The following is a 22,230-nucleotide window of genomic DNA, read 5'->3' as shown; positions in this document are numbered from 1 at the left end:
CAATGGATGCCCTTAGCTCATTTCTGGAAATCCTCAAATACGTCGCCCTGCCCCTTGGCATTGCCCTGATTACGGCTCGCGTAACCCTGCGCGCTGGCCGTCAACAGATCACCGCGCAAGCGGCGGAACGCATCGAGAACCAAAGGGACGAACGAGAAAACAGGCGAGCAAGTCTCGAAATCGCTTCTGTATCCGTCCGCGGCGAGGTGATCGAGTCAATCAGCGACTGCATTGATCAATACCTGGCGGACATCCGGAATCAGAAGCCTTCAACTACAGATGCTGTAACTCGTTCACTATTTCGCCTCGCCAGCCGCTGCTCCGCTGACCACTTGTCCGACACCTGTCGCGCCTACGTGGAAGATGCGGCACGCGCCCCTGACCCAGTGCATGTCGAAGAAGCCATGAGAGGCATCCGTAGCCGCCTCGTCGGATGGCATATCGGTCACCTCACCATCGAAGACGTCGAGCGCCTGATTAGCGTAGAACACGAAGAATTGCTTGAGCACTTGGCAGCCATGGGAGTTTAGGATGGGGCGCGGCACCGAGCGTCGGATGCAATGAGCTTCGTAGAGCCCCGTCGCCTAGGTCAAAAACCATCTGCAGGAGGTTTTGATCTATTTTCATTTCGGCAACGGTTTCTGAATTCCAAATGGGTTGTCCGGCGACCGCTTGTGAGTATTTGAAGGTTTGGAAGCCACTCGATATTGCCTTTCGGGGCCATTGATATTGCCGGTGGGGGCCAGTGGCCGTGTATGTGGGGGCCACCCGCCCCCACCGACGTTTTCTTACTGCTTCATGGTGGCGTGTTGGCGCATGTTGTGGTTGCCGGTATCGACCCAGATGGTGTTGTGCACGATGCGGTCCATGATCGCATCGGCGTGGACCCCGGAGCCGAGCCGCTGGTGCCAGTCTTTCTTGGCGTACTGGGTGCAGAACACGGTCGAAGCTGTGTCGTACCGGCGCTCAAGCAGCTCCAGCAGCATGCTGCGCATGCCCTCGTCGGGGTGGTCGAGAAGCCATTCGTCGATCACGAGCAGGGTGAAGGCCGCGTACTTGTTCAGGAATTTGGTTTGTCCCTGTGGCTTGTCCTTCGCCAGCGCCCAGGCTTCCTCAAGGTCGGGCATCCGGACATAGTGGGCCCGGATCCGGTGCTGACAGGCCTGTTTGGCCAGGGCGCACCCCAGGTAGGACTTCCCGGATCCGGTGAATCCCTGAAAGACGACGTTCTGCTGCCGTTCGATGAACGAACACGTGCCGAGCTGGGCGATCACGTTCCGATCCAGACCACGCTCATCCACGAGGTCGAGCCGGCGCAGATCCGCGCCCGGATAGCGTAGCCCGGCCCGCCGGATCAGTCCCTCAACCTTGGCGTGGTTGAACCCGGAGTGGGCCTCGTCCACGACCAGCCGGAGCCGTTCCTCGAAGGCCATACCGAGCAGGAGCGTCTCGTCCTGGGCCTCGAGCGCCTCCAGCATCGGGGCGGCACCCATCTCACGGAGCTTGCGCTTGGTTTCGATATCGATCCCGCTCACTTGGCACCACCTGCGTAGTATTCGGCGCCACGCACGTATCCGCCGTGTTCGACCGGTTCATCCCGTGGTGGCCTGAGCCCGGCGGCTTTGTCCTGCTCTGTGGCCAGGATCGGCTGCAGATGCGCATACCGCGGGGACCGGACCCGGCCTGCCAACGCAAGCCGGCAGGCTGCCTCGACCCGTTCGGCCGAGTATCGCCGGGAGAGCCGCAACACGGCCAGTGCCGCGTCCAGGCCCTGCTCGTCGACCGGGACGGACTCGAAGATCCGGTTGACCACGGTCACCGCTGCCGGGCCGATCCGTCCGGCCCACTCCCGCACCCGGGCCGGGTCCCACTGCCGGTACTTCTCGCCGGCGGGCAGGTCAGCGTCGTTGGTGCGGTACTCGTTGGCCGCGCCCTCGGGCAGCAGCAGGTGGCTGGTCAGCCGTTCGGTGCCCCGGTAGGCCTGAATCACCCGATCGGTGATTCGCAGGTCCACCGTGGTGCCGATATTGGCAAAGGGCACCGAGTAGTAGTTCCTCTCCCAGACCACGTGCCCGTTCCGGCTCACCCGGCGCCCGTAGACCCACCTGCTGATCTCGTAGGCCGCCGCCGGTAACCCCGTCAGCAGCGGCTGCTCCTCGGCTGCGAACACGCCGGCTCTGGACCCGGGCCGCTTCTGGAACGGCTCCGCATTGTAGGCCGCCACCCGCTCGATGATGGCGGCCCTGAGCTCCGGCAACGAAGTGAACTGCCGCTGACGCAGCCCGGCGATGATCCAGGTAGCCACGTGGGCGACCGTGTTTTCCACGCTCGCCTTATCCTTCGGGTGTTTCACCCTCCCGGGCAGCACCGCCGCCGAATAGTGCGCCGCCATCTCGCGGTAAGCATCATTGAGCACGACCTCGCCCTCGCGGGGATGCTTGATGACACCGGTCTTCAGATTGTCCGGCACGATCCGCGGCACCGAACCGGTGAAGGCCTCGAACATCGCCACATGGGCCCGCAACCAGGTGTCCTGCTTCATGTCCAGGGCAGGTTCAACGAACGCATACCGGCTGAAAGGCAGGCAACCCACAAACAAATACACGGTCCTAGGCTTGCCCGTGACCGGATCGGCCAACTGCATCGTCGGCCCCGACCAGTCGACCTCCACCGTCTGCCCGGCCTTGTGCCCGACCCGCGACGCCGCCCCCGATACCAACACATGCCGCTGGTAGGTCCTGCAGAACCGGTCATATCCCATCACCGGCTCACCGGCCGCGGCGCATGAATCGGAGTACTCGCCATGCAGCAGCTTCAGCGTCACCCCCACCCGGGCCATCTCCCGGTGGACCTGGTCCCAGTCCGGCTGCGCGAACACGCTTTGATGCTCACCGCGGCCCGGGAACAACCGGGCATACACCTCGCGGTCCGAGCTGTCCGCCGTGCGCCCTATACACACGACGGAAGGAGCCTAAACTGGGTGGCCCCCAAGCACGCCACTACCGGCACCCAAGACCGCTACTGCGCGCTCAGCCCACCGGCCCCCAAACACACGACAGATGGACCCCAAAAACGCCAATATTCAATGCGTGGTCGACGCAGTCAAAGCGTCAGCTTGGCCGAGCATCGCTGCTAGCATAGAAAATCATTTAGGAAACTTCGCCGCGGACCGTGTGCGAGCGAGTAATTGACACACGTGGGGATAGCGCGGTCGGGGGGCTTATGAAAGATCAGATGATTCATCCGGCCAACGTTTACGGCGCTCACCGCGACGTACTTGTTGGCGGAGACGCACACGAAGCAAAACGCCGCATCGGCACTCTTCAGCCCACGCCGGACGGTCTATGGGTGTCTGTGGGAAGGACAACATCACCCCCACCGCAGGGTTATCCGTTCCTAGACAGTGCCGTTGAGATGGCCTGTAATCTCGACAAACCGGGTTGGTGGTCCCTTCGGTTCCAGCACACCGTTTCAGCAAATGTCATGGGAAACGAAACCCTCTGCCCCCACTACGGACCGCTTGAAGAAACCAGCGCCACAGCCCTTTTAAAGTTCTGGGAAGACCACAAATACGGGTAGAACCGGTTGTCCCTTTTACCCATGTGAGGAATTATGACTGCCCTGAGCCTCGATGAAGCGCCAGCGCAACTCGAAGCAACTGCACGACAAGTCTGGCTTCATGGAGAGGCGGGAGACCCAGCATGCGGTGATCTTTGGTTGCTGTCGTGGAACGGTCATGCCTTAAGTCTTGCTGTCGTCGGCAGCGTTTATCCCGGATTCGTCCGGGCCTGGCCGGTCACTCTTCAACCTCCGGATCTAAACAACGTGGCGGTGGAACTCCACTCACGTCATTTTAAGACGCCTCTGACTTTATGGCCGTATGCAGAAACCGGGCTCGGAATGCATCTCCTTCATAGGAAGATCGACAGCGCTCTCTCCCCTCGGCAGGTTCAATTGCTCCGACGCTTCGCATATGAAAACGGCCCCGCTCCCCTCCCCCTTATCAACGCCAATGAGCAGGGACCTCCGGCGGCCGACAGGGAAGACATCATTCAGCTATTCCGGCAGCTTTGCTTCATCGAATGGCCAGAAAAACGACCAGGTGAAGCCGTCTTGGCCAGGGAAGCACTTGCGGCCAAGGGCAGAACCGCCGAGGACGTCGCCACCGCTCTCGAGTTGGAAGTCGCAGAATCTCTGGCGCTATGGACCGGGAAGAAAGCAGTAGACGAGCCCTCGACCGAGCGTTTGTGTTCCCTGCTTCAGCTCCCATTCGACGAGATCTTCAAATCGCCGGATGGACCGGAAGTGCGGGAACTGCAGCGTCCGGAGCATAAAGACGCACTACGCCGATTGGCCGGACTAAGAGGAGCGACGGAAAACCAAAGCCGCAATGCCGCCAGGGAGGAGTTCGCACTGGCTGCACGAAGCACAGGATCAAGTAGAGCGGTGAGCGTTAAGGTTCGCGCGGCGCTTGAACGCCTACTTGGAGAACATGATGGAACTTCCTGAGGTTCGACCCGTCTCTGACTGGACCCAGCTGAAGCACATTGAAGTCGCTGTCGAATATTTCAAAGCAAAGATCGCAGAGGACCATCAGCTGGCCGGACTGGCCGAAGATCCCATCGAGACACTAGACAATCACTCCGGGATCTCTCTGAGATACGTGTCGTCCGCACCGGCCGGATGTTCCGTCAGCGGATACTATCGACCCTCCCCGCCAACCGTGAGTATTCACCGGTCCAACAGCAGGGGAAGGGACAACTTCACGGCGATTCACGAGCTAGGACACCACCTCCAGCAAACGGACAAGGCGTGGGCGTTGGGAGTGCTCAGCGAACTCACAGATTACGAACGAGATCGACTGGAAGAATCCGTCGCAGACGCCCTAGCAAGCGATGTCCTACTGCCTGCACAGCTTCTTGCTGAGCACCTCGGTGATGGGCCCTTAACTGCTGAAGGCATAGCCGCTCTCTATGGCGCAGCCGCTGCCTCCCGTCAAGCGTGTTGCATCGCTGCGGCCCGGCACGCGACCTCAGATAAAGCTCTCATAATCCTCAGTGATTGGACAGGGAAAGTCACCTTGTCGGTCAGCACAAGCGAATCGATATACCGAGTCCCTCAGGGAGTCGTACAGCCCGATCTCTCTCGCCTAATTAGGGAAGCCGGCGATGGGCCACTCACTGCCAAGGGAGGAGCACGAGAAGGACTTGTCTTCTCGACCACCAACCGACGGTACGACATCAGGTTCGACGTTGCCTTAGACATTGAGGGTACGTGGGCATTCTCCGTGGCAAGGCCAGAAACAAGATACGGCAATCAACGCTGGGGCTCCGCCATTCAGCAGTGCGTTGCTCCATCCTGCGAAGCAATCTTTGAAAAAGATGGAACGACCTCGCGGTGCAAGTGCGGTGACTACAAGTGCCCAGAGTGCGGTGCCTGCTCTTGCGAGTCAAAACTCCCCATCTGCACTGAATGCTGGATGGAACTCAGCGTGGCGGATGCGGCCGCCAAAAGGTCAATACACGCATACCACGATGAGTAAATTGCCAGGAGCCGAGGTCTGCGGTTGCTTCGGTAGGCCATCGACCTAGGCGGCGCGGATCGAAGCGAGCTGCAGCTTGACGTTCTATTCCGTGGGAAGAACTCTTGCGCACCCGATCACAGCCATTAACGTCATCACGTTCTCGCAATCCCAAACATTTCGCTGTCATGAGATTCCCTGTTGTTAGACGGCATTTCGAGACAGCCGCGATCCATGTCGCGCCGGGAGCTCCGGAAGCCCCGGAAGTGCTCGCCCGCCTGGCGCATTTATGGATCCTTTGCTGAGGCATTCATGAAACGTGAGTTCTGGTCCCGGCAGGGGACTTTGCCAAAGGTATTTGCCCTCGGATAAGTGCTTAGACTCTGGGAAGCCTGATCCTCACTTTGACTATTCGACAGATTTCGATGAGGTCATCGAGTCCATCTCCGGCTCCGTACGCCTTCACAGCGCCGTCGCCCGCGTCGAGGTCGCCAGGGTTGCCAACTCGATCGCCGAACAGCATGTAGGCCGGTTGCTCGTCAAAACGCGCGCTCGTCCAGATAATTCCATGGACGCCGTCGACACCATGAGCGGTTTCTGCCCACGGGCGCGTCTGATCGTAGTAGCGGGAGGGCGAGGCAGTCAGCTGCCCAGATGTCGTTCCCAGGCGAGTAAGGCCGAAGCCCCTGAAGGAGACAAGCCGGAGTTTACGGCCAATTGTGACTTTGCTCAGGACCTTGTCGGCATAGTCCGCAGAGTCGATCATGCTCCCCTTGACCTTGTCGTGGAGGATCGTTTCCGCGATCGCGCACTCTTCGCTTTTTCCTAGATAGAGCACCGGGACGTGTTTCGGAGTTCCGAAGAAAGAGAACCGAGAGTGTTTGGCGTCCGGGCCGCCAGGGTGGAAGGCGTCACCTGTGTAGTCGTTGTCGTGGACACGCCAGAGAACAGTGCCGGGGTGCAGCGGTTCGATGATCGGGTCGAAAGGGTTCGGTGGCTCCCCTGGCCCGCCAAGGATCGCTGGCTCCCCCGGCCCGGCGTTCACCAGGAGTGCCCGCCGATGTCGTAGCGTGCCGCGGCGAGGACCGCGTCCGGGTCCGCACGAAGCTTGTCCACTGGCCGGGCGTCTTCCTCAAGCATCCCAGTGGGCGCGCAAAGCCAGAAGATCAGATCCTCCTGTGCAACCCCCCGCTCATTCGCGATACGGATCAAGTCAGGAATGACAGGGAGAACCCCCATCCCGTCAAACTGGAATTTAGGGAAGCGGACTGCCTGCTGGCCACGGCGGACGTAGCCTAGAAGCTGCCCTCTGGCACGCAGGTTAGAAGCCAACGTTCGGCTCCGTTTCTTGCCCATTTGCTCCGCGACGCCGCCGCTGTCGAGCCAGCCGAACTCATCCTCGATAGCCCGCAAATCTTGCTCCTCCTGTGCGAGGGCGTACGCCACCTGCGGGGAGACGGCGAATCCTTCCTTGGCAGCAAGGGATGGCGCCAATGCCGCCATCGAGTCCGTGAGTTGGCTGACCAGCCTGCCGGCGGCCTCCGTAGCCTCGATCAAAGCAGGCTGTTGCGCGACGACTTCAAGGACCTGTGGGATGCCCACAACAGCGCCATCTACGATGTCAGCTTTGAACGCCCTCGCCTTTACACCCTCAATTACGGTGTTGAAGTTACTGCTCGCGGCCGTGTTGAACAGTGCGGCCCTGACTGCAGCACCTTGGACATACACCATGTAGTCATGTCCGGCATCGGCCGACGACTGTTCGAGGAGTTCCAGAGTCTCCTCGTTGGCGGCCGCGAGGACCTTGGCGCCGTCGGCAAGGGCGACCTCAGCAGAAACGTCGCCCTCCTCGAAAACGACGGTGATGACGGACCTGCGTTCCGGCTCGTCCGAAAGCCCGGCGTGGGCTCCATCTGGGGGCGTGGCTGTACGGTTCATACGGAAATACTAGCCGTCTCAGACGTAAAGGTCTATGGCTGACATTGGTTTCCAGTTGCGCATGAGGTGCTGGTTGCGTTTGAACGGGCAGCATTGACTTGCGCCGCCTGTAGGCAAACAGAGGCGGCTCGGTGTTTGTGGGCCCGGCTAAGGTTCTTGTACAGCAGAACTGCAAGATCTGGAGATTTACATGCCGCGTATGTCCGTGAACGTCAGGGAGTTGAAGAGGAAGTCGTTGTCATCGCTTCGGACCGCCGTCACAGCTTTCAACTCGCTGGACAACGATGGCCGGACGACGGCTGTTCTGCTCAATCTCCAGCACGCATTTGAAATGCTGCTCAAAGCTTCCCTGGACGCCGCCAAGGTTACGGTTTTCGACAAGCGCTCGGAGAAATCTATTTCTTTCGAAGCCGCAATCAGGAAATGCCAAGAAACGCCAGGGATTAAAGTGTCCGACGGAGACGCTGGGACCATGCGAGTTATCGATGCTTGGCGGGATGCCGAGCAGCACTGGTACGCCACCGTAGACGAGGGACTGCTCTACCTGCACGTCCGCGCGGCGATCACCCTTTACGACGAGTTGCTGAACAAAGTATTCGGTGAACGACTCGGCGACCATCTGCCAACGCGAGTGCTGCCCATCAGCGCGGAGCCTCCCCAGGACTTTCAACTCCTGGTCGACCGCGAGTACGCCCGCATCGCCGAACTTCTGCATCCCAATCGGCGGGGAAGGGCAGAGGCGCATTCTCGTATTCGAGCGCTGTTAGCCATGGAGTCTCACACAGATCCCGATGCGGCTGAGATTCGGGAAGCGGACGTCCGACGCGTGGAGCGGGGCGTTCGGTCCCGCAAGTCACGCACGCAAGTATTCCCGAAACTGAGTACGGTGGGCTCGAACGTCTCCGGCGAAGGCCTCACCGTCGAAGTAAGGCTAGTCAAGACCGGCGGCCTCCCCATGACATATGTTTCCGCCGACAGTGGCTTAGAACCTTCAGCCATACGGACCGTAGACCTAGAGAAGAAGTTTTATATGGGGCCCTACGATCTGGCTGACAAGTCCGGCATTGATCGAACACGTGCGACAGCCGTCCGCCGCCACTTCAACCTGGACAGCAACGATGACGTGCATTCCCACCGCTTTGTCTTCGGTTCCACATCTCTCATCCGCTATTCAGACAACGCGCTGAGAAAAATGAAAGAAGCAAAAGAGTCCCTAAGCCTGCCAGACCTGTGGAACGCACACCGCACTCCTCCCAAAGGTAAAAAGCCCACGCCTTGCACCCAGCCGGGCTGTTTGGCACCCTAGCTGTGCTAACCCGGTTCCTCTATGACATCCGCACTGGCCGTTCCCGTGTGGTCATCATCATTCGAACGCAGGTTCCTGGGCCCCCTCCACCCGGGCCAAGTATTGTCTGGGGCGCTGGTCCGCCGTTTGAATAGGTAAGGCTAAAGCTATCCCCCCGGAGGCCGCCGATATGTCAGTTTCGAAGCGCAAGTACGCCGATATGCCAGCGTCTAAGCGCAAGTATCCACCGCGAGCCATTAAGTTGCTTTGGGCGCTCTCGGCGGGGCGATGTGCCTTCCCTGGTTGCAGGCTTCCATGTATCGCAGGGCCGCCAGAAGAGGACGATGATTACGCGATTATCGGCGACATCGCGCATATTTTTCCGCATTCCCCGGATGGGCCGCGAGCTTGGGAACCTTATTCTGAAGATCTGGATCGCAACAGTTACTCAAACTGGATCCTACTTTGTAAGAATGACCACGGACGTATCGATCAGCACGATCGTTCTTATCCGGCGGCCTGGTTGTTCCAGATAAAAATGGAACACGAAAAATGGATCGATGAACGTCTTGGCAGAGGCGCGTCCTATGTTCGGCCGCCTCTGCCCCCCGTTGTTCCTATCGATCGGGTCTATCGGAGCTTCACGCCGCTTTACGATCCGCTCCAAGCACCACCCCGAGCGCTTCCTCTGGGAAGGTTCGATGACCCTTTCGGCGAGTTCGGGGTGCTTTATGCAGCAAGCACGCCGGAAGCGGTGAAGCGAGAACTTGTTGGCCACTACCTCAATTCGTCCTCCATCCCGGGCGACTGGATTCAGAACCGGAAACTTGCGGAAATTCAAACATCAGGTCTCAGGCTGTTCGAGTTTGCCGGAGTCGGGAAGCACCACGCCCAACAGGCCGTCGAAGTCATGCTGGGCGAGTTTGCCGACACCGAAAGCGACTTAGACAAGGACCGCCGTGTATCCCAGGCCGCAGCTAGGTGGATCCATGGTCTTAAGGATTCAGCCGGTTCTCCGGCATACGATGGCATCATTTTTGCATCTCCGTGGCACCCCACCGATAAGCTCGTGGCTCTCTTTCAGCGCGCTTCGACCAAGCTTCACGTATCTCGAGTGACCGCCCTTCATCCCAACGACTTCAGCTAACGTCTCGAGGGAAAAGGGGCGACGGGCTGACCTTGGCCGTAACCGATGAATCCGTCGTCGGATCAGCTAGCTTGAGCGGCGGTAGCCTTCTCAGTCGATTCGCGTCTGAAACGAGACTGTGACCAAGGTCAACAGAATGTAGCGCTGACCTGGACGTCCTCATCAGCAATGAGTCAGGCCGCGTTTCGGTGTACGGTGCGGGCGTGACCTTTTGTGCTGCAGTCGCTGCTGTCCAGCACTGTTCGCTTGCCTGCTGGAAAACGGTCACGAAGGCTGAGGTTCTTGTGGAGAAGTGTTGGACGCAGAACTACCATTGCCAGTCTGGACGAACAGCGACACACGCTAAGCATTGGACCCAAGTCTCATGAAGGGATCGTTATTGAGAACGGTGGGACCACCCCTTTGGCTCCTTATGCGCGCTATCGTGTGGCATGAGCTGTGGAGTTGGTCGCTCTGTGGCGGCGTTTTTTGGTCGCTCCATGTCGCAACAGTGCCCGTAAGGCGAGCACCTATTCCCAACACATCGCAGCCGCACGTGAGCAGAGGCGCATCTCATGACCGCCGACACGAAACGCCGAGGCTAGTCGACGCACCGGATCGCGTCGCAGACGTTCACGGCTGGGCGTGACGCTCCAACGCGTCCAGAGTCGTCTCGGGCGATGTGTTGAAGCAGAAGGTGATTCCGGGCGATTCCGCATTGCACACGTTGATGATCCGTTCGAAGAGCTCGGTGTACTCCGGGATCATCCTGATGCCGCCCCCGATCATCACGAGGCCGAAACGATCACGACCGAATGCCGAGCGGATCTCTGCTTCGGCCTCGTCCGGGGAGGTGCCGATCAGGCAGTTGACGGCGTCGAAGCCGGCGGCCGTAGTGGCCCCGAACCCCGCTTCGATCCGTTCGGTCATCGTGGCCTCGTCGAGGCCAGGAGGCAGCTTGCTATAGTCGAGGGCTCGCGCGTGGATGCCGATCATGAGGATTCGAGTCATGGGCCTCATTGTGGCATGCACCCGAAACACTTGGCTGCGGGCCCGCTGGATCCTTGCTCGACCCGCCCCGCCCCAGATGAACTGTTCCTGTAGTGCAGAGGACTCGTGACGTTCCGTGCAGACGACTTCGGAAAATGACATCGGTGGGCCGCTGTCGTCTAACTTGCGCCGTTCCACGGAAATTTGGGCCAGTGCCGTCGAAGTGATTACTCGTTCGGTGAGACGTCTCGTTTCCCTAGGGTTGTGAGACGGCGCCTACTATGCCCCTACATGACACTCGCAATTGTTCTGCCGGCAGCGGTTGGACTCCTCGGAGTCCTAATCGGCGGTTACCTTGCTGGTCGCCGCGATCAAGTGAACGCGGTCATCCAGATGAACATGACGGGCTATGCCGAAACCAAGGCAATATGCAGAGATGCTTTCGGTCTCCTACTGAAACTCCAGCTGACGTGAAGAGTATGGCCTCGGGAATGAAACCCGATAAGGAACTGGCTGATGCCCTTACCGTTTTGCAGGCTCGGGCAGAATTTCACCTTCCTTCACCGCTGCCCGAAAAGCTTAGGGCAGCCGTGGAAGCGATGATTCCTGTCACTTCAGCAGTGAGGGCAGGGGACTTCGTAACTGCCCAGGAGATTGTGGAAGACGGCTCGATCAAAGCTGCGCGAGTGGAGTTTCTAGAGTGCGTACAGAAGGAGTTTGATCGGCTCTACCTGCACATCTACTAGATGGGAGCGTCCCCGCTAACGATCGCATGGCGCACCGTGCTTCGCCGTTGGCCAGATTAGAGGTGCTCGAGGACTTCTGGATCCGGTGGGCAGACGAAGAATCTAGTGCGGGCTGCATCCACGTTGCATTGGTGAGAGAGATGCGCCGGTTCAGCCTTGCTTGGCGGCCCAGTCGGCAACGCGCTGTGTGCTTTCCTCTTCGGAGAGGTCCTCGACCCGAGTCATGATGGACCAGCGCACACCGTAGGGGTCGCGGATGCTGGCGAATCGGTCTCCTGACACAAAGGTGGACAGCGGCTCCCGGACGGTAGCTCCTGCCCGCTCGGCGCGCGCGACGAGGGCGTCCGCATCCGCGCAGTAGAAGCCGACGGAGTAGCAATCGTCGTCGCCGTTCGGCGCCGGGACGAGGTGGTAGTCCGGGTTGGGCTCACCGATTTGGAGCCGTCCCTGACCGAAGTCCAGCTCGGCGTGGACCACGATTCCGCCGATCTCGGTCGCATTGACGGTGCGGGCGCCGAAAACGTCCTGGTAGAACGTGATCGCCTCCTTCGCCGAGGGGATCGCAAGGAATGTCGTGAGGCTGGTGAAGCCGTGCGGGATGCCGGATGTTGTGTGCTTGCCGTTGGCGGCTGCGGTCAGTTCGGGGCTTGTAGTATCAGTCATAGATCTCACGGTACGCACGCGTCCGCCCAGCGGCTTGGTGAATTGCGACAGCCTGGATAAGGAGTGTCCGCCCATGGTGGTTTCGTTCAAGGGAATCCTCTACCCTGCCCGGCTTCCCACGTTTCACCGTGTGCCCGCGCCCGAGCCCGTGTCGGACCTGGTGCAGTGGTTTTGGATCCCCGAATGGGACATTGAGCCTGGGCACACGTCACGCCAGCACCTGATCGCATTCCCGGCATCCAACCTTGTGGTCCAGAAGGATCTTGTTGAGTTCGCAGGCCCGACAACACATCGATCACATCGCGACCTCACGGGCCGGGGCTGGGCGGTGGGCGCCCTCCTGCGTCCCGCGCTGGTTCCGCGTTTCACCCACGATCCAGGGAGCCTGCGGGATTCCCAGCTGCCACTGCCGCTTGCGGATCTGCATGCCTCAGTGTCGGAGGCCATGGGCGGACCCGATCCACAGGAGCGTCGGCAACACGCTGTGGAGGCTTTCGCTGGTTGGCTGGTAGCGCAGCGTCCGGAGGTGTCCGAGGAGGGCATTCTTGCCAACGCGATGATGGACATTATCGGAACGTGCAGCGACGTGCTCCGCATTGAGGACGTTGCGGCGCGCCTGTTTGTTTCGCCGAGAACCCTTCAACGGGTGGCGGGGAAGTACATCGGCCTGAGCCCGTCCGCGCTCATCCGACGGCGCCGCCTGCAGGAGGCCGCTGATCGGTCACGGACCGACCAGGCTGCAGACCTCGCGGCGATAGCTGCCGAACTCGGCTACACCGACCATGCCCATCTGACGAACGACTTCCAAAAGACCCTGGGATTCACACCAAGCACGTACCGGCGGTCAGTCCTCCAAGATCATGCCGGGAATCAGGACGGGGATTAGGTCCACGTGTGCTGCTGCCCTTAGGCGAGAAGTTTCCACTAGACGTTCCCTCTGAGCCGACTCGTTCTCTTAATCCGATTCAGTGTCTAGAAACCTTTGCGCCTCAAAACCCTAAGGATACGAGACATCAGGGGTGTTGCAGTTGGGGTACCTAACACTGGGCATTTAATCGGGCCGGTACACGGGCGAGTCAGCTCCAGCATCTGCACAGACAGCCTTTACGGTGCTGGGTCGCCCGGTGATCGACCGGCTTACGGGCAGAGCTCAGATCGTTACTCCTTGCTCTGCTGGTCCCTGTAAGCGCTGAGAACTCCTACGAAAAACGCATTTCGGTTATCAGCCGTCCAGGTACGGGCGAGACTGATGATCACCTTCATGTGGTCCCTGCGGAAGCGCAGCGGCCTAGTCTCCGGCTCGACGGACCCACGGGCGAGCTTGGGTATGGCCGGCGCCCGCCCGAAGATGTCGTTGGCCGGGATCTGGCTATCCTTCGGCGCAAAAATCTCCCCGAATCGATTCTCGCCCGCAGCCCAGCTGATCGCATTCAGAACGATGCCCGGATACGAGATATCCGTGCTGTCGTGGTGATCCCCCAACCACTGATTCAGGTCCTTGGGAAGGTAGAGCGTGACATGGCCGGAATGTTCTTCTTCGGCGGGTTCAATTTTCTGCGGGGACATGACAGTGGATGCAGGCTGGTCCACAGACCTGTCTGGGGCCAGATCTTCGAGCTGTTCCGTTGAGGCCACCGTGACATCTACTTCGGGTACAGGTGCCCTGTCTGGTTGCCCAGCTCCGGTCGCTTCCGCCGTGCGAGCCTCCTGTGCCCCTGGTGCAGCCTGCGGCATAGGCGCAGCACCGCTCGAAGTTTCAACTGTTTCGGGGGCACTTTCGGACGCCGTTTCAGATATTTGCTCAGTGGGAACTGCTTCAACAGCAGCGGACGGCACCGGTTGCAGCACGCGCCTCTTGAGGCCGCTGAGTGCGCTGAGATCCATCTTTCCCGGGCTGGATGGCATGCTCACTTGGCGGCCACCTCAAGGTTCTCATCAAGCGCTTCCTCCTGCGCCTGGAGCTCGTGGACGATCTGCTCCGTCAGCCGCATGTAATCCTCTGCGAGGTTTCCCGCTGACTGTGCGATACGTGGCTCATCCGAGGTGCTCTTGCCCTTGTTGCGCAACCGCTCCCAGAACGGCGACTGCGTCGCTGCCCTAGCGGCCAGCTCATGTGCTGCGAGACCACGGAAGCTGGCGTCCGCGTCAGCTGCAACAACGTCGCGGATGCTGCCCTCGAATACAGGCGCGATGCCATCCAAGGACTCCTGCAACAGAGTGCGGGCCTGCTTGTCCACGTTGGTGGCGTTAGTGGGGATACCGAAGAGGATGACGCCGAGCAGTGAGACCGCTGGATTGTCGTTCTGAACGCTGAGGATGCGACGGGCAAGGGACTGAAGACCACGGATGGACTTTGGCTCGGGCTTCACGGGAGCCAGAATCCACCGGGAGGCCAGCATCGCTTCCTCAATGGCGGTCCAACCAGCCTCCGAAGGAGGCGTATCAATCAGAACGATGTCGTAGTTCGGCGCAATCTTGGCCAAGGTTCGCGCCACTCCCCCACGCATCTTGCCCTGCCGGGAGGCGTCTCCCTGGAAGGTATCCATGAGCTGTGCCGTGTGATTACCGCCAGCGAGAACATCCAGGCCTGGCCGAACATCTTTGATTGGCACCGGGACCTTGTCGTATCGGACCGCAATGTCCAGTGCTTCGCCGCGGTCATATCGATCATCGTTGATGATGCCCAGGTTGGTGGACGTGTCGCCTTGAGAGTCCAGGTCGACGACGAGCACCTTGTATCCGGCCTCAGCGAGGAGAGCAGCCAGATTGGTGGTCACCGTCGTCTTGCCGACACCGCCTTTGCCGTTGGAGATGCAGATTGTGCGTCGCGACGCCAGCTGAACCGCGGGCGTCAAGGTGTGGGAGGTAGTTGCCGTATCCATAATGCACATCCTAAATGTGCTCAGTGTGCTTCAGCCGCACATTCACTGTGGTGTCGCAGTACAACACCATCCCCTCTGTATCGTAGCTGGTACGCACTAACTATGCAGTAGACACGAAGTAGCTCTATTAATGCTTCCTAGTAGCTTCAGTTCCAGTGAATAGTACCAACACCACTACTTCAGATATATCGCGCCAGCAACTGCGCATCATCGTCAGTATTTACAATAGACACCTACTAGAAAGTCAAAGAAGACTAATACCGCATCACATTTGCAGTAGCCATAAGCAGTATCACCGCAGTAGAAAGGGCAGTTGTCCCGCAGTTGCAGTGCAGTAGGAAACGGCCATCGCAGTAGAGACTCCGCAATCCCTGCAGTAGGCGAGCCCCGCCGCGACATGCAGTAGAAAGGCGCAACAGCCCTCGGTGCGCGTGGCCCTCTCGAGGCCGAACCTGGCATTACATCTTCTCAGCCGTCCTACTTATTCTCGCCGGCGCCGCTCTCTCGGTTCGGGCCATTTTTCCTGCAAACCTCCAATTCAGACGTCTAATTCTTATGACCGGGGGAACGGTACGACGACAGTCTGAGCGCAGCGGTCCGCCGCGGGCATCAAACAATCCAGTTGGCAGCAAACGTCACAGTAGAGAACGAACCGGCGGGGCCCAAGCAGCTCGGCACCTTGGGTGAGGGGTGTGGTGACGAGTACGGTGGAGGCCCCAGGCGAAGGATTCGACCCGGCAAAGCCCTCGGTTCTGGAAGGGGCAGCGAAAGAAATCAGAGATGCCCAAGCATCCTCCATCCGGCAGTCGTACCCCATTAACTGACAGGCGCCACAGCCAAGTTGAAGCATGTAGTAGCGAGCAAAGAAACACATACTAGCCAGTGCTAGGCCACTAAACCACCCAACCATACCGGGTTGCATACCGTTGCAGTAGAAGGGCACTAATAAAACAGTAGAGCAGGCACTACTTCAGGATTACAAATGCAGTAAACAGAACTCAAATCATGCAGTAAAGCAGGCAGGCCCCATGTCCGGAACCAATGGGTCTGTGTAGGGGAACGGGAATGCTTCCGCCGCCTGCACGCAACGCGAGCCTTATGCCGCTCTCCACAGCGTTCCCATCAAGTCCTGTTCTCTTTCTGAGGGAGGGATCCAGTGAAGGTCCGAATCGGGGTCGTGCATTTCGTGTTCTGCCAGTGCGGGTACCAGGTGCCGGTCCAGCCATGCGTGCCAGGCTGCGCGCTGTTTTCGATGGCGGCTGATCTGTTCTGCAACGTCGTCAAGGGCCCCGAGCCGGCGGGCCAGCGCCGTCAGGCTGGTCCCGGCAGTAATGGTCCATTGCCCATGTCGGCGCTTGATCATGTTGTAGCTGCTCATGGCGCCCAGGGCTGTTTCTACGGCGGTGCGGCTAAGGCCTGTGGATCGGACGATCATTGCTGTGGTGGGGGAGAGGCGCCCGCGTTCGATGGATTCGTAGACGAGGGCAGCGGCATCGCCCAGCGCGCGGAAAACGGGGCGGATGCCATGGATTTTTCCGCTGCGCCAGGACAGTTCCCGTGCGAGCTGTTCAAAGTGCGGGGGGAGTTGAATCACGTAGACATCAGCATCGCGGCCGCGGGCATCGGAGACTTTGGTCAGGATCCCGTCAGAGGCCTGTTGAAGCAGCGGGAGGAGTCTGGCGATAGTGCCGTGGTGTTTGCCCGTTGCGGTAGCGAAGGTACGGCAGCCTACGTCCAGCAGATCAGTCTCCAGGGTCCGCATGTAGCCGAGCACTGCCCGGAGCAGGAGACGCAGGCTCAGGCCCTCGCGGCCTCGTTCTTTCAGTCTGTGGTCCAGGACAGCGTAGAGGACGTTTTCAAGATCGTTCACGAGCTGCTGTATGCCGGCTTTGCTAGTGGTCCGATCAGCCCCCCCTGTGGGTTTAGGCAGGCTTGTGTCGTTAATACGGGTAGTCCTTCTGCCTGCTGGCTGGCTTTCCCGATTTTCGATCCAGCGGCAGGCCTTGGCCCACTCCGTATCGAGGAGACGCTCCTGCCGCTCGGTGGTGGTGTAAAGGGCCGCGAGGCCGGGGAACTGGCCGCCCAGCTCGAGGCGGACCTGATCCAGGGTCCAGCCACAGGCGGCGAAGTGGTTCAGGACCGCCATGCGGGCCTCTGACGGGCTGGCGTACCTGGCTGTGTCGTAAAGCCCGGTACGGGCCAGCACCCGCAAGGGGGACTGGCTCCCGCTCAAGGGGACGGGGCGAATACCGTGTGCCGTCGCGGCGGCCGTCATCTTGGCGGTGCGGTCCTTCAGCTCGCGGGCGCGCCTGACCTCCGGCGCCAGGGCCAGCCGGAGCGCGGTGACAGCGCGGGCGGGATTACGGCGGCGCAGGATGTCATAGGCACTAGTTAGGGGAGTGGTCAGGATCTGGTGACCGCCGGACTTATGCGCAGAACCCGGAACCCGGATACAGCCGTCCGTGACGTTCTGGTGCGGACCGGGATCGAGACTCGGAGCCATCAGAGTCATGGCTTCGACGAGCTCCCGGGCCTCCGGGCCGCTCATGCACTCTGCAAGCGGGATGTAGAGGTGGCGTCCGCCGCTGGGGGAGACGTCCTCGACATAGCGGACACCGCAACTTTCCAGGAGGATCCCGAGCCGTTGGGCGTCGTCGTCAACAACGCCCTGCAGTGCTTTGGAGGTATCGAGGTCAAGGCAGAGCGTGGCAACGGAACCGTCGGCCCCATGGATGAGGACTGCCGCCGCACGCGTCGGCAACGCAGCAGTAATCCGGGGCGGATTCTGCGGCCGCGGGTACTGGAAGCGTCCGCCAATCCACCGTCCCAACCGGTAAGTCGGGGCGCCGGCGATCAGCGGGGCGAGGGCCCATGCTTCTTCAGGCGTGATCTGACGCGCCGCGTCGAATCTTGACCAGGCGACCTCTGCGGGTACCATAGACACCAGCTAGTCCTTTCGGGGGTATAGCAAAGCGAGCCACCCTCACGGGTAGCTTGGATAAGTTCAGATCTCTGATCCGCCAAGATGTGGATCTGAACGTCATACTTTTGAAGGCCCGCGAGAGCGGGCCTTCAGTCTTTAACCGGCCTTTGCGATAGGCAAAGCTCCTTGGTTCTGAAAGTCGTCAATGTTGTCCCAGAGCGGCAGCCCACGAGAGTCCAAGCGGATGCTCATAAGAAGCATTTCGGTTGCCTGGCCCTTGGAGAGGCCCATGTGGGTCGCTACTCGCTCTACCAGAGCCTTTGCAGGCGCGGCGACGTCAACTTTCAGTACGACGTTTCCGGCACCTGTACCGCGTTCGCGTCGGTGAATGGCTGCACTCATAAACCCGAGCCTATCCGTACCAGTACCATTAAGTGCTTCTGTGTCCGTAGGCGTGTCGCCAGTATTTTCCAAGGTCAGGCGCCCGACTAATGCCGCGCCCAGGGTGGACGAAGAGAGGCTGCTATGAGCGCGACGGCTGTCAGCGCCTGCTGTTGCTGTCTTTTGCATAGTCGTGATCCGGGGAGGGAGAGTCGGTTCCAGCAGATCAGTCTCCCTGGTTGGCATATAACCCAGCACTGTTGCTCCTGGTGTAAGGCCTCGAGTCATCGGGGATTTCTCGTCCTCCTATGACGGCACGTGTTTTCGGAAGCTTGGTAGGGTGGCTCCTTGCCAAGGCGCGTCTGGCGCTGATTTCATAGTACACATTACTGAAATTTTTTCAGTGGATTACCGGAGCCGTAGGGACATGGAACAGGCCACACTGACCGCTGACGTCATCGAGACCTTGAACCTTCCGGAGTACCCGGATCTGGGCGACCTGGTGTCCGCAGTTGAAGAAAAGTACGGAAAACGTCTGGTCTTCGAGGAGGGCACAGTGGACAGTCTCGGGGAAGGTGTCACCGGCCACTGGATCGATACTCCCAGCCATGGCATCGTCAGCTACCTGCGGGGAGGCAAGGCTTGGAGTGTTCACGTCGTGCTACATGAACTGAGCCACATTCTCTTGGGCCATAAGGGGAAGCCTCTCGACGGACTTGTCGCGGGGTCTTTCTTCTCCGGTATTGGCAAGCGGAAAGGTGTCAGCTGGATGTGCCGTGCAGTGGACGTTCCCCTGGACGAGGCGGAAGCTGCCGCCGAAAATTTGGCCTTCGGCCTGGCCCGGGTTCTGCATGCCACGCCCGTGAAGGAGGCCACGAAGGCGGAACGAGTGTTTGGCCTATGATCGCTGCCGCGTTCTGGATCCTGGCAGCGGTATTTGTCTTCCGTCTATATTTTGTCGCTCGGTGGGGTGCTTCAACGGCCTTTATTGGTGCGATCGGAATCGGTGTCCTCGGCCTCTTTTTTACGGGCGTCGCCGTACCTGAAGCAACCATTGATGCGGCCTTGGGCGGCGTCAACTTTCTGCACCTCGTTCGCAATTTGTGTGTCACGTGTGCCGTCTGGCTGGTGCGGGAGGGAATCTTCGCTGCCTATTCTCCGGATGAGAGCTACCGTTCACGCTTCAGCCACCGACCCTTGGCAGCCGGCCTTGGAGCCATCGCGATCACCGTTCCGTTCCTGTTCCAGGAGTTCGTACCTACCACTCTGAGCTTCGTGCCGGAAAACGTCGAGCAGCTGCCGGTCTTCGTCTATGCCAGCGTCTACATGGGCATTTTGGCGTTGTTGGCTGTTTCTGTCCTTCGCATTTGTCTCCGGCCTCAGGAAAGCCTGCCCGTCCGCGCCAGTTCCCGGATTGTTGCATCCGGCATGGCTCTGGTCGCACTCGCGTCGGTCGAAGAAATCGCATACATGACCGGTGCGCACATCAATGTCGGCGGTTCGTCTCTCCACCACGTTCTGTACGTCTTGTTCAATCCGCTGTTCTATGGCGGGGTTTTGCTCACCTCTCTCGGGCTGGGCATCCCTCCGGTTGTGAAGGCGTGGCGCCGGCTGCAGCTTTGGGACCGAGCCGCCTTGGTCTTTCTTACGGCCACGCTGGGCAGAGGCTATTGGGGTTTCTCCCATGCAGCTTGGCTGGCCAGCATTGTGAGCAGCTTCTACGCGAGACACCCCTCCGCGCGCCTGTACGAGTACGTTATTCGCTCCAGCGATCACAAGGTCGCTCTCTCCGGGCGATCCACCCCCATGCTTGCCGGCCGTGTCTTAGACGCGGTCCAAGCCCGATTTGATGGCGGCCTCGGTTCCCTGGAATCTGTGCTGCCGGTAAAGGCATCACAGTGACAGCATCAACCACGACACTGACTGCAGAGAGGTCCTCCACGGCCGTTGGCCGTGTGGCCCGGTCCGCAACCGAGATCGCACAGCCACCCCTGGTGTTGTCCCTCCTGCTGATTTTGGCTTCCCTGTTGAGTGACCAATGGATCGTCTCCCTCTGGTCGGGCATCATCGCTGCCCTTTTCATCTGCCTGGTGCCATTTGCTGTCGTACTGATCCTGGCCAAGAGGGGCCAGCTGACGGACCACCATGTCGGAGACAAGAAACAACGCCGCCCGGTCATGCTCTGGACCTTGGGCTCGTCGCTGCTTGGCTGCGCAATCCTCTCGGTCATCGGGGCACCCCAGCCAGTCTGGGGGCTAATTGGCGGGATTCTCTGCGGGATTGTGGCCCTCATCCTGGTCAGTCCAATCTGGAAGATATCGGGCCATGCAATGACGTTGGGCGGCGCAACCGTGTCAGCCGTACTGATGTTCGGCTGGCTGGGGCTTCCCTTCGTTGTAGCGGCCCCGCTTGTCTGCTGGTCCCGGGTCTATCTCCGGGATCACTCGGCTCCTCAGGTCATAGCCGGGTTCTTGACCGGTATGTTCGCATTCGGGGCCTCATATACTCTCATTGTTGGCTGACGCTTTATGTGGCACTCCACAAAGCCCTTTGGGCCGGGCAAAAGGTCGCAATGATAACGGAATCAAAAGGAGGGCTGTGGCTTCGCTACCACCGGCAGAGCGCTGCCCACGGGATGTGGCCGCCCTCGTTGGCCGAGAGCAGGATCACGCGTGAACTCGAACGACCACCCCATAGATCCGCGGACTGACAAAGAAGTTCTCGCCTCGAAAATCCAGCTTCTCCTGGACATCGTTCATGCCAAAGACGCCGACAGCTTCACCTACGAGGACGTTCGACAAGGTCTGGCCGAGCAGGGAATCACGCTTACGAGAACCCGCTGGCATCGGCTGCTGGCCGGCTCACCGGATAACCGCTGGGACCCGGAGCTCCTGAAGGCACTGGCGTACTTTTTTGACGTTGACGAGAACTACCTGCTTCAGCGCAGCGGTCCCATCCCTGAACGCGTGGAGGCTGAACTCCGCCTGATAGAGGCGTACCGCATTGCCGAGGTCGAGCACTTCGCAGCGCGGGTTCTGGGCGAAGTGAACGTGGACGCTCTCCGTGCGGTGACCGAAGCTCTCCGAAACCTTCCACCCAGGCCCGAGAAAAAAAGTCCGCCCAACTGAAAAATTTTCACTACTGAATTTTTTTCAGTAGACTCTGGAGCATGACATGCCCCAGGCGCCCGCTACGGCCTGACCATGCACATTGAGTGGCATCAAAGGTGTAGCCCCTACGACAGGTTTGGGGGGTAGTAGGGGCTACACCCCCGCAGCGTGCGCACCTCAGATGTGCACTCAAGCCGCCGCCCCCCAATGCTCAACTCCCGGCGCTCCCGCCTTTGATCCAAGAAATCTCGGCGTGGGCTTCATTCTCGGGTGCTGGGACATTCGACGCCTATTCTCCCGACAGATAGCTCATGTAGGCGAGGCCGCACTCCCGCAACCTGCCCAGGTCTATGGAGTAGTGAATGCGCTGCCCATTGCGGACACCGACTTCGCCCGCAGCGTAGACCAACCCTTCGGCTTCAAGTGTCTTGATATGCGCGTAGACCTGCCGGTAGTCCACGCCAATGCGCTTGGCGATGTTTCCCGTTGTGTCGCCGTCAAGATGCTGGGCCAAGTCCCTGATAACAGCCGCCCGCAGGGTGTTGGCGTTGAACACAATCAAAGCCTTTGCAGCCTCTTGCGGCTGTCCGGGGAGTGGCTTGTAGATGCGGGGCATTCGTCAATTCTCACCCACCGCCGCGCCCTCAAGAAGTACCAACATATTT

General features: G+C 59.9%; 21 protein-coding genes and 1 pseudogene. 12 read left to right on the top strand and 10 right to left on the bottom strand.

What is annotated here, in order from left to right; translation table 11 throughout:
- Positions 1 to 2: 2 nt before the first annotated feature.
- Positions 3 to 530, top strand: coding sequence for a hypothetical protein (locus tag AB4089_RS15585; protein ID WP_441410181.1), 528 nt, complete (start codon positions 3 to 5; stop codon positions 528 to 530).
- 258 nt (positions 531 to 788) lie between these two features.
- Here AB4089_RS15585 and AB4089_RS15580 read toward each other — a convergent pair whose 3' ends face one another.
- Positions 789 to 1,535, bottom strand: a complete 747-nt coding sequence (locus AB4089_RS15580; RefSeq protein ID WP_441410180.1) for an ATP-binding protein — start codon at positions 1,533 to 1,535, stop codon at positions 789 to 791.
- A pseudogene (istA, locus tag AB4089_RS15575) lies at positions 1,532 to 2,938 on the bottom strand (IS21 family transposase); the annotation flags it as partial. The gene AB4089_RS15580 and the pseudogene istA, both read right to left, overlap by 4 nt.
- A gap of 674 nt (positions 2,939 to 3,612) precedes the next feature.
- On the opposite strand from istA, the gene AB4089_RS15570 reads away from it, so the two are divergent.
- Together AB4089_RS15570 and AB4089_RS15565 are read left to right on the top strand one after the other, a co-directional pair.
- Complete coding sequence (locus AB4089_RS15570) at positions 3,613 to 4,509, top strand: hypothetical protein (protein ID WP_441410179.1); 897 nt, start codon at positions 3,613 to 3,615, stop codon at positions 4,507 to 4,509.
- Positions 4,472 to 5,542 (top strand): ImmA/IrrE family metallo-endopeptidase, encoded by a 1,071-nt coding sequence (locus AB4089_RS15565; protein ID WP_441410178.1) that lies wholly within the window; start codon positions 4,472 to 4,474, stop codon positions 5,540 to 5,542. Before AB4089_RS15570 ends, AB4089_RS15565 begins: the two co-directional genes overlap by 38 nt.
- Positions 5,543 to 5,897: 355 nt before the next feature.
- On the opposite strand, the gene AB4089_RS15560 is transcribed toward AB4089_RS15565, so the two are convergent.
- Together AB4089_RS15560 and AB4089_RS15555 are read right to left on the bottom strand one after the other, a co-directional pair.
- Positions 5,898 to 6,566, bottom strand: a complete 669-nt coding sequence (locus AB4089_RS15560) for an RES family NAD+ phosphorylase (RefSeq protein WP_441410177.1) — start codon at positions 6,564 to 6,566, stop codon at positions 5,898 to 5,900.
- Positions 6,563 to 7,459, bottom strand: coding sequence for a hypothetical protein (locus AB4089_RS15555; RefSeq protein WP_441410176.1), 897 nt, complete (start codon positions 7,457 to 7,459; stop codon positions 6,563 to 6,565). Before AB4089_RS15555 ends, AB4089_RS15560 begins: the two co-directional genes overlap by 4 nt.
- Positions 7,460 to 7,658: 199 nt before the next feature.
- On the opposite strand from AB4089_RS15555, the gene AB4089_RS15550 reads away from it, so the two are divergent.
- Together AB4089_RS15550 and AB4089_RS15545 are read left to right on the top strand one after the other, a co-directional pair.
- Positions 7,659 to 8,765, top strand: coding sequence for a DUF3644 domain-containing protein (locus AB4089_RS15550; protein WP_441410175.1), 1,107 nt, complete (start codon positions 7,659 to 7,661; stop codon positions 8,763 to 8,765).
- Positions 8,766 to 8,934: 169 nt separating this feature from the next.
- The gene (locus tag AB4089_RS15545) at positions 8,935 to 9,891 is read left to right on the top strand and encodes an RES domain-containing protein (protein ID WP_441410174.1); all 957 of its coding nucleotides are present in this window, start codon (positions 8,935 to 8,937) and stop codon (positions 9,889 to 9,891) included.
- A 612-nt stretch (positions 9,892 to 10,503) separates the two neighbouring features.
- Here the strand turns inward: AB4089_RS15545 and AB4089_RS15540 are convergent.
- A complete protein-coding gene (locus tag AB4089_RS15540; protein WP_028275079.1) occupies positions 10,504 to 10,881 on the bottom strand; it encodes a hypothetical protein in 378 nt (125 codons plus the stop codon).
- A gap of 270 nt (positions 10,882 to 11,151) precedes the next feature.
- Between AB4089_RS15540 and AB4089_RS15535 the strand changes: the two genes are divergently transcribed.
- Complete coding sequence (locus AB4089_RS15535) at positions 11,152 to 11,334, top strand: hypothetical protein (RefSeq protein ID WP_441410173.1); 183 nt, start codon at positions 11,152 to 11,154, stop codon at positions 11,332 to 11,334.
- 17 nt (positions 11,335 to 11,351) lie between these two features.
- Positions 11,352 to 11,606, top strand: coding sequence for a hypothetical protein (locus tag AB4089_RS15530; protein WP_441410172.1), 255 nt, complete (start codon positions 11,352 to 11,354; stop codon positions 11,604 to 11,606).
- Positions 11,607 to 11,756: 150 nt separating this feature from the next.
- Here the strand turns inward: AB4089_RS15530 and AB4089_RS15525 are convergent, their stop codons facing one another.
- Positions 11,757 to 12,269, bottom strand: a complete 513-nt coding sequence (locus tag AB4089_RS15525) for a VOC family protein (protein ID WP_441410171.1) — start codon at positions 12,267 to 12,269, stop codon at positions 11,757 to 11,759.
- A gap of 73 nt (positions 12,270 to 12,342) precedes the next feature.
- On the opposite strand from AB4089_RS15525, the gene AB4089_RS15520 reads away from it, so the two are divergent.
- The gene (locus tag AB4089_RS15520) at positions 12,343 to 13,155 is read left to right on the top strand and encodes a helix-turn-helix domain-containing protein (protein WP_441410170.1); all 813 of its coding nucleotides are present in this window, start codon (positions 12,343 to 12,345) and stop codon (positions 13,153 to 13,155) included.
- Between the two features lie 272 nt (positions 13,156 to 13,427).
- Here AB4089_RS15520 and AB4089_RS15515 read toward each other — a convergent pair whose 3' ends face one another.
- From AB4089_RS15515 to AB4089_RS15505, 3 genes are all read right to left on the bottom strand, one after another.
- The gene (locus AB4089_RS15515; protein ID WP_441410196.1) at positions 13,428 to 14,174 is read right to left on the bottom strand and encodes a hypothetical protein; all 747 of its coding nucleotides are present in this window, start codon (positions 14,172 to 14,174) and stop codon (positions 13,428 to 13,430) included.
- A gap of 2 nt (positions 14,175 to 14,176) precedes the next feature.
- Positions 14,177 to 15,151: a ParA family protein gene (locus tag AB4089_RS15510; protein WP_441410169.1), complete on the bottom strand. Its 975-nt coding sequence runs from the start codon at positions 15,149 to 15,151 to the stop codon at positions 14,177 to 14,179.
- A 1,096-nt stretch (positions 15,152 to 16,247) separates the two neighbouring features.
- A complete protein-coding gene (locus AB4089_RS15505; RefSeq protein WP_441410195.1) occupies positions 16,248 to 18,089 on the bottom strand; it encodes a hypothetical protein in 1,842 nt (613 codons plus the stop codon).
- A 793-nt stretch (positions 18,090 to 18,882) separates the two neighbouring features.
- On the opposite strand from AB4089_RS15505, the gene AB4089_RS15500 reads away from it, so the two are divergent.
- From AB4089_RS15500 to AB4089_RS15485, 4 genes are all read left to right on the top strand, one after another.
- Positions 18,883 to 19,359, top strand: a complete 477-nt coding sequence (locus AB4089_RS15500; RefSeq protein WP_441410168.1) for a hypothetical protein — start codon at positions 18,883 to 18,885, stop codon at positions 19,357 to 19,359.
- Entirely contained in the window at positions 19,356 to 20,357 is a 1,002-nt protein-coding gene (locus AB4089_RS15495; protein ID WP_441410167.1) for a hypothetical protein, read from the top strand. The genes AB4089_RS15500 and AB4089_RS15495 overlap by 4 nt, the downstream gene beginning before the upstream one ends.
- Positions 20,354 to 20,977, top strand: coding sequence for a hypothetical protein (locus AB4089_RS15490; RefSeq protein WP_441410166.1), 624 nt, complete (start codon positions 20,354 to 20,356; stop codon positions 20,975 to 20,977). The genes AB4089_RS15495 and AB4089_RS15490 overlap by 4 nt, the downstream gene beginning before the upstream one ends.
- Before the next feature lie 150 nt (positions 20,978 to 21,127).
- Complete coding sequence (locus tag AB4089_RS15485) at positions 21,128 to 21,583, top strand: hypothetical protein (protein WP_441410165.1); 456 nt, start codon at positions 21,128 to 21,130, stop codon at positions 21,581 to 21,583.
- Positions 21,584 to 21,854: 271 nt separating this feature from the next.
- Here the strand turns inward: AB4089_RS15485 and AB4089_RS15480 are convergent, their stop codons facing one another.
- Complete coding sequence (locus tag AB4089_RS15480) at positions 21,855 to 22,181, bottom strand: helix-turn-helix domain-containing protein (protein ID WP_441410164.1); 327 nt, start codon at positions 22,179 to 22,181, stop codon at positions 21,855 to 21,857.
- Between the last annotated feature and the right edge of the window lie 49 nt (positions 22,182 to 22,230).

The sequence above is a fragment of the Arthrobacter sp. 2MCAF15 genome (genome assembly GCF_052115605.1).
Classification (GTDB): domain Bacteria; phylum Actinomycetota; class Actinomycetes; order Actinomycetales; family Micrococcaceae; genus Arthrobacter.
This window is presented reverse-complemented; position numbering and strand designations above follow the sequence as displayed.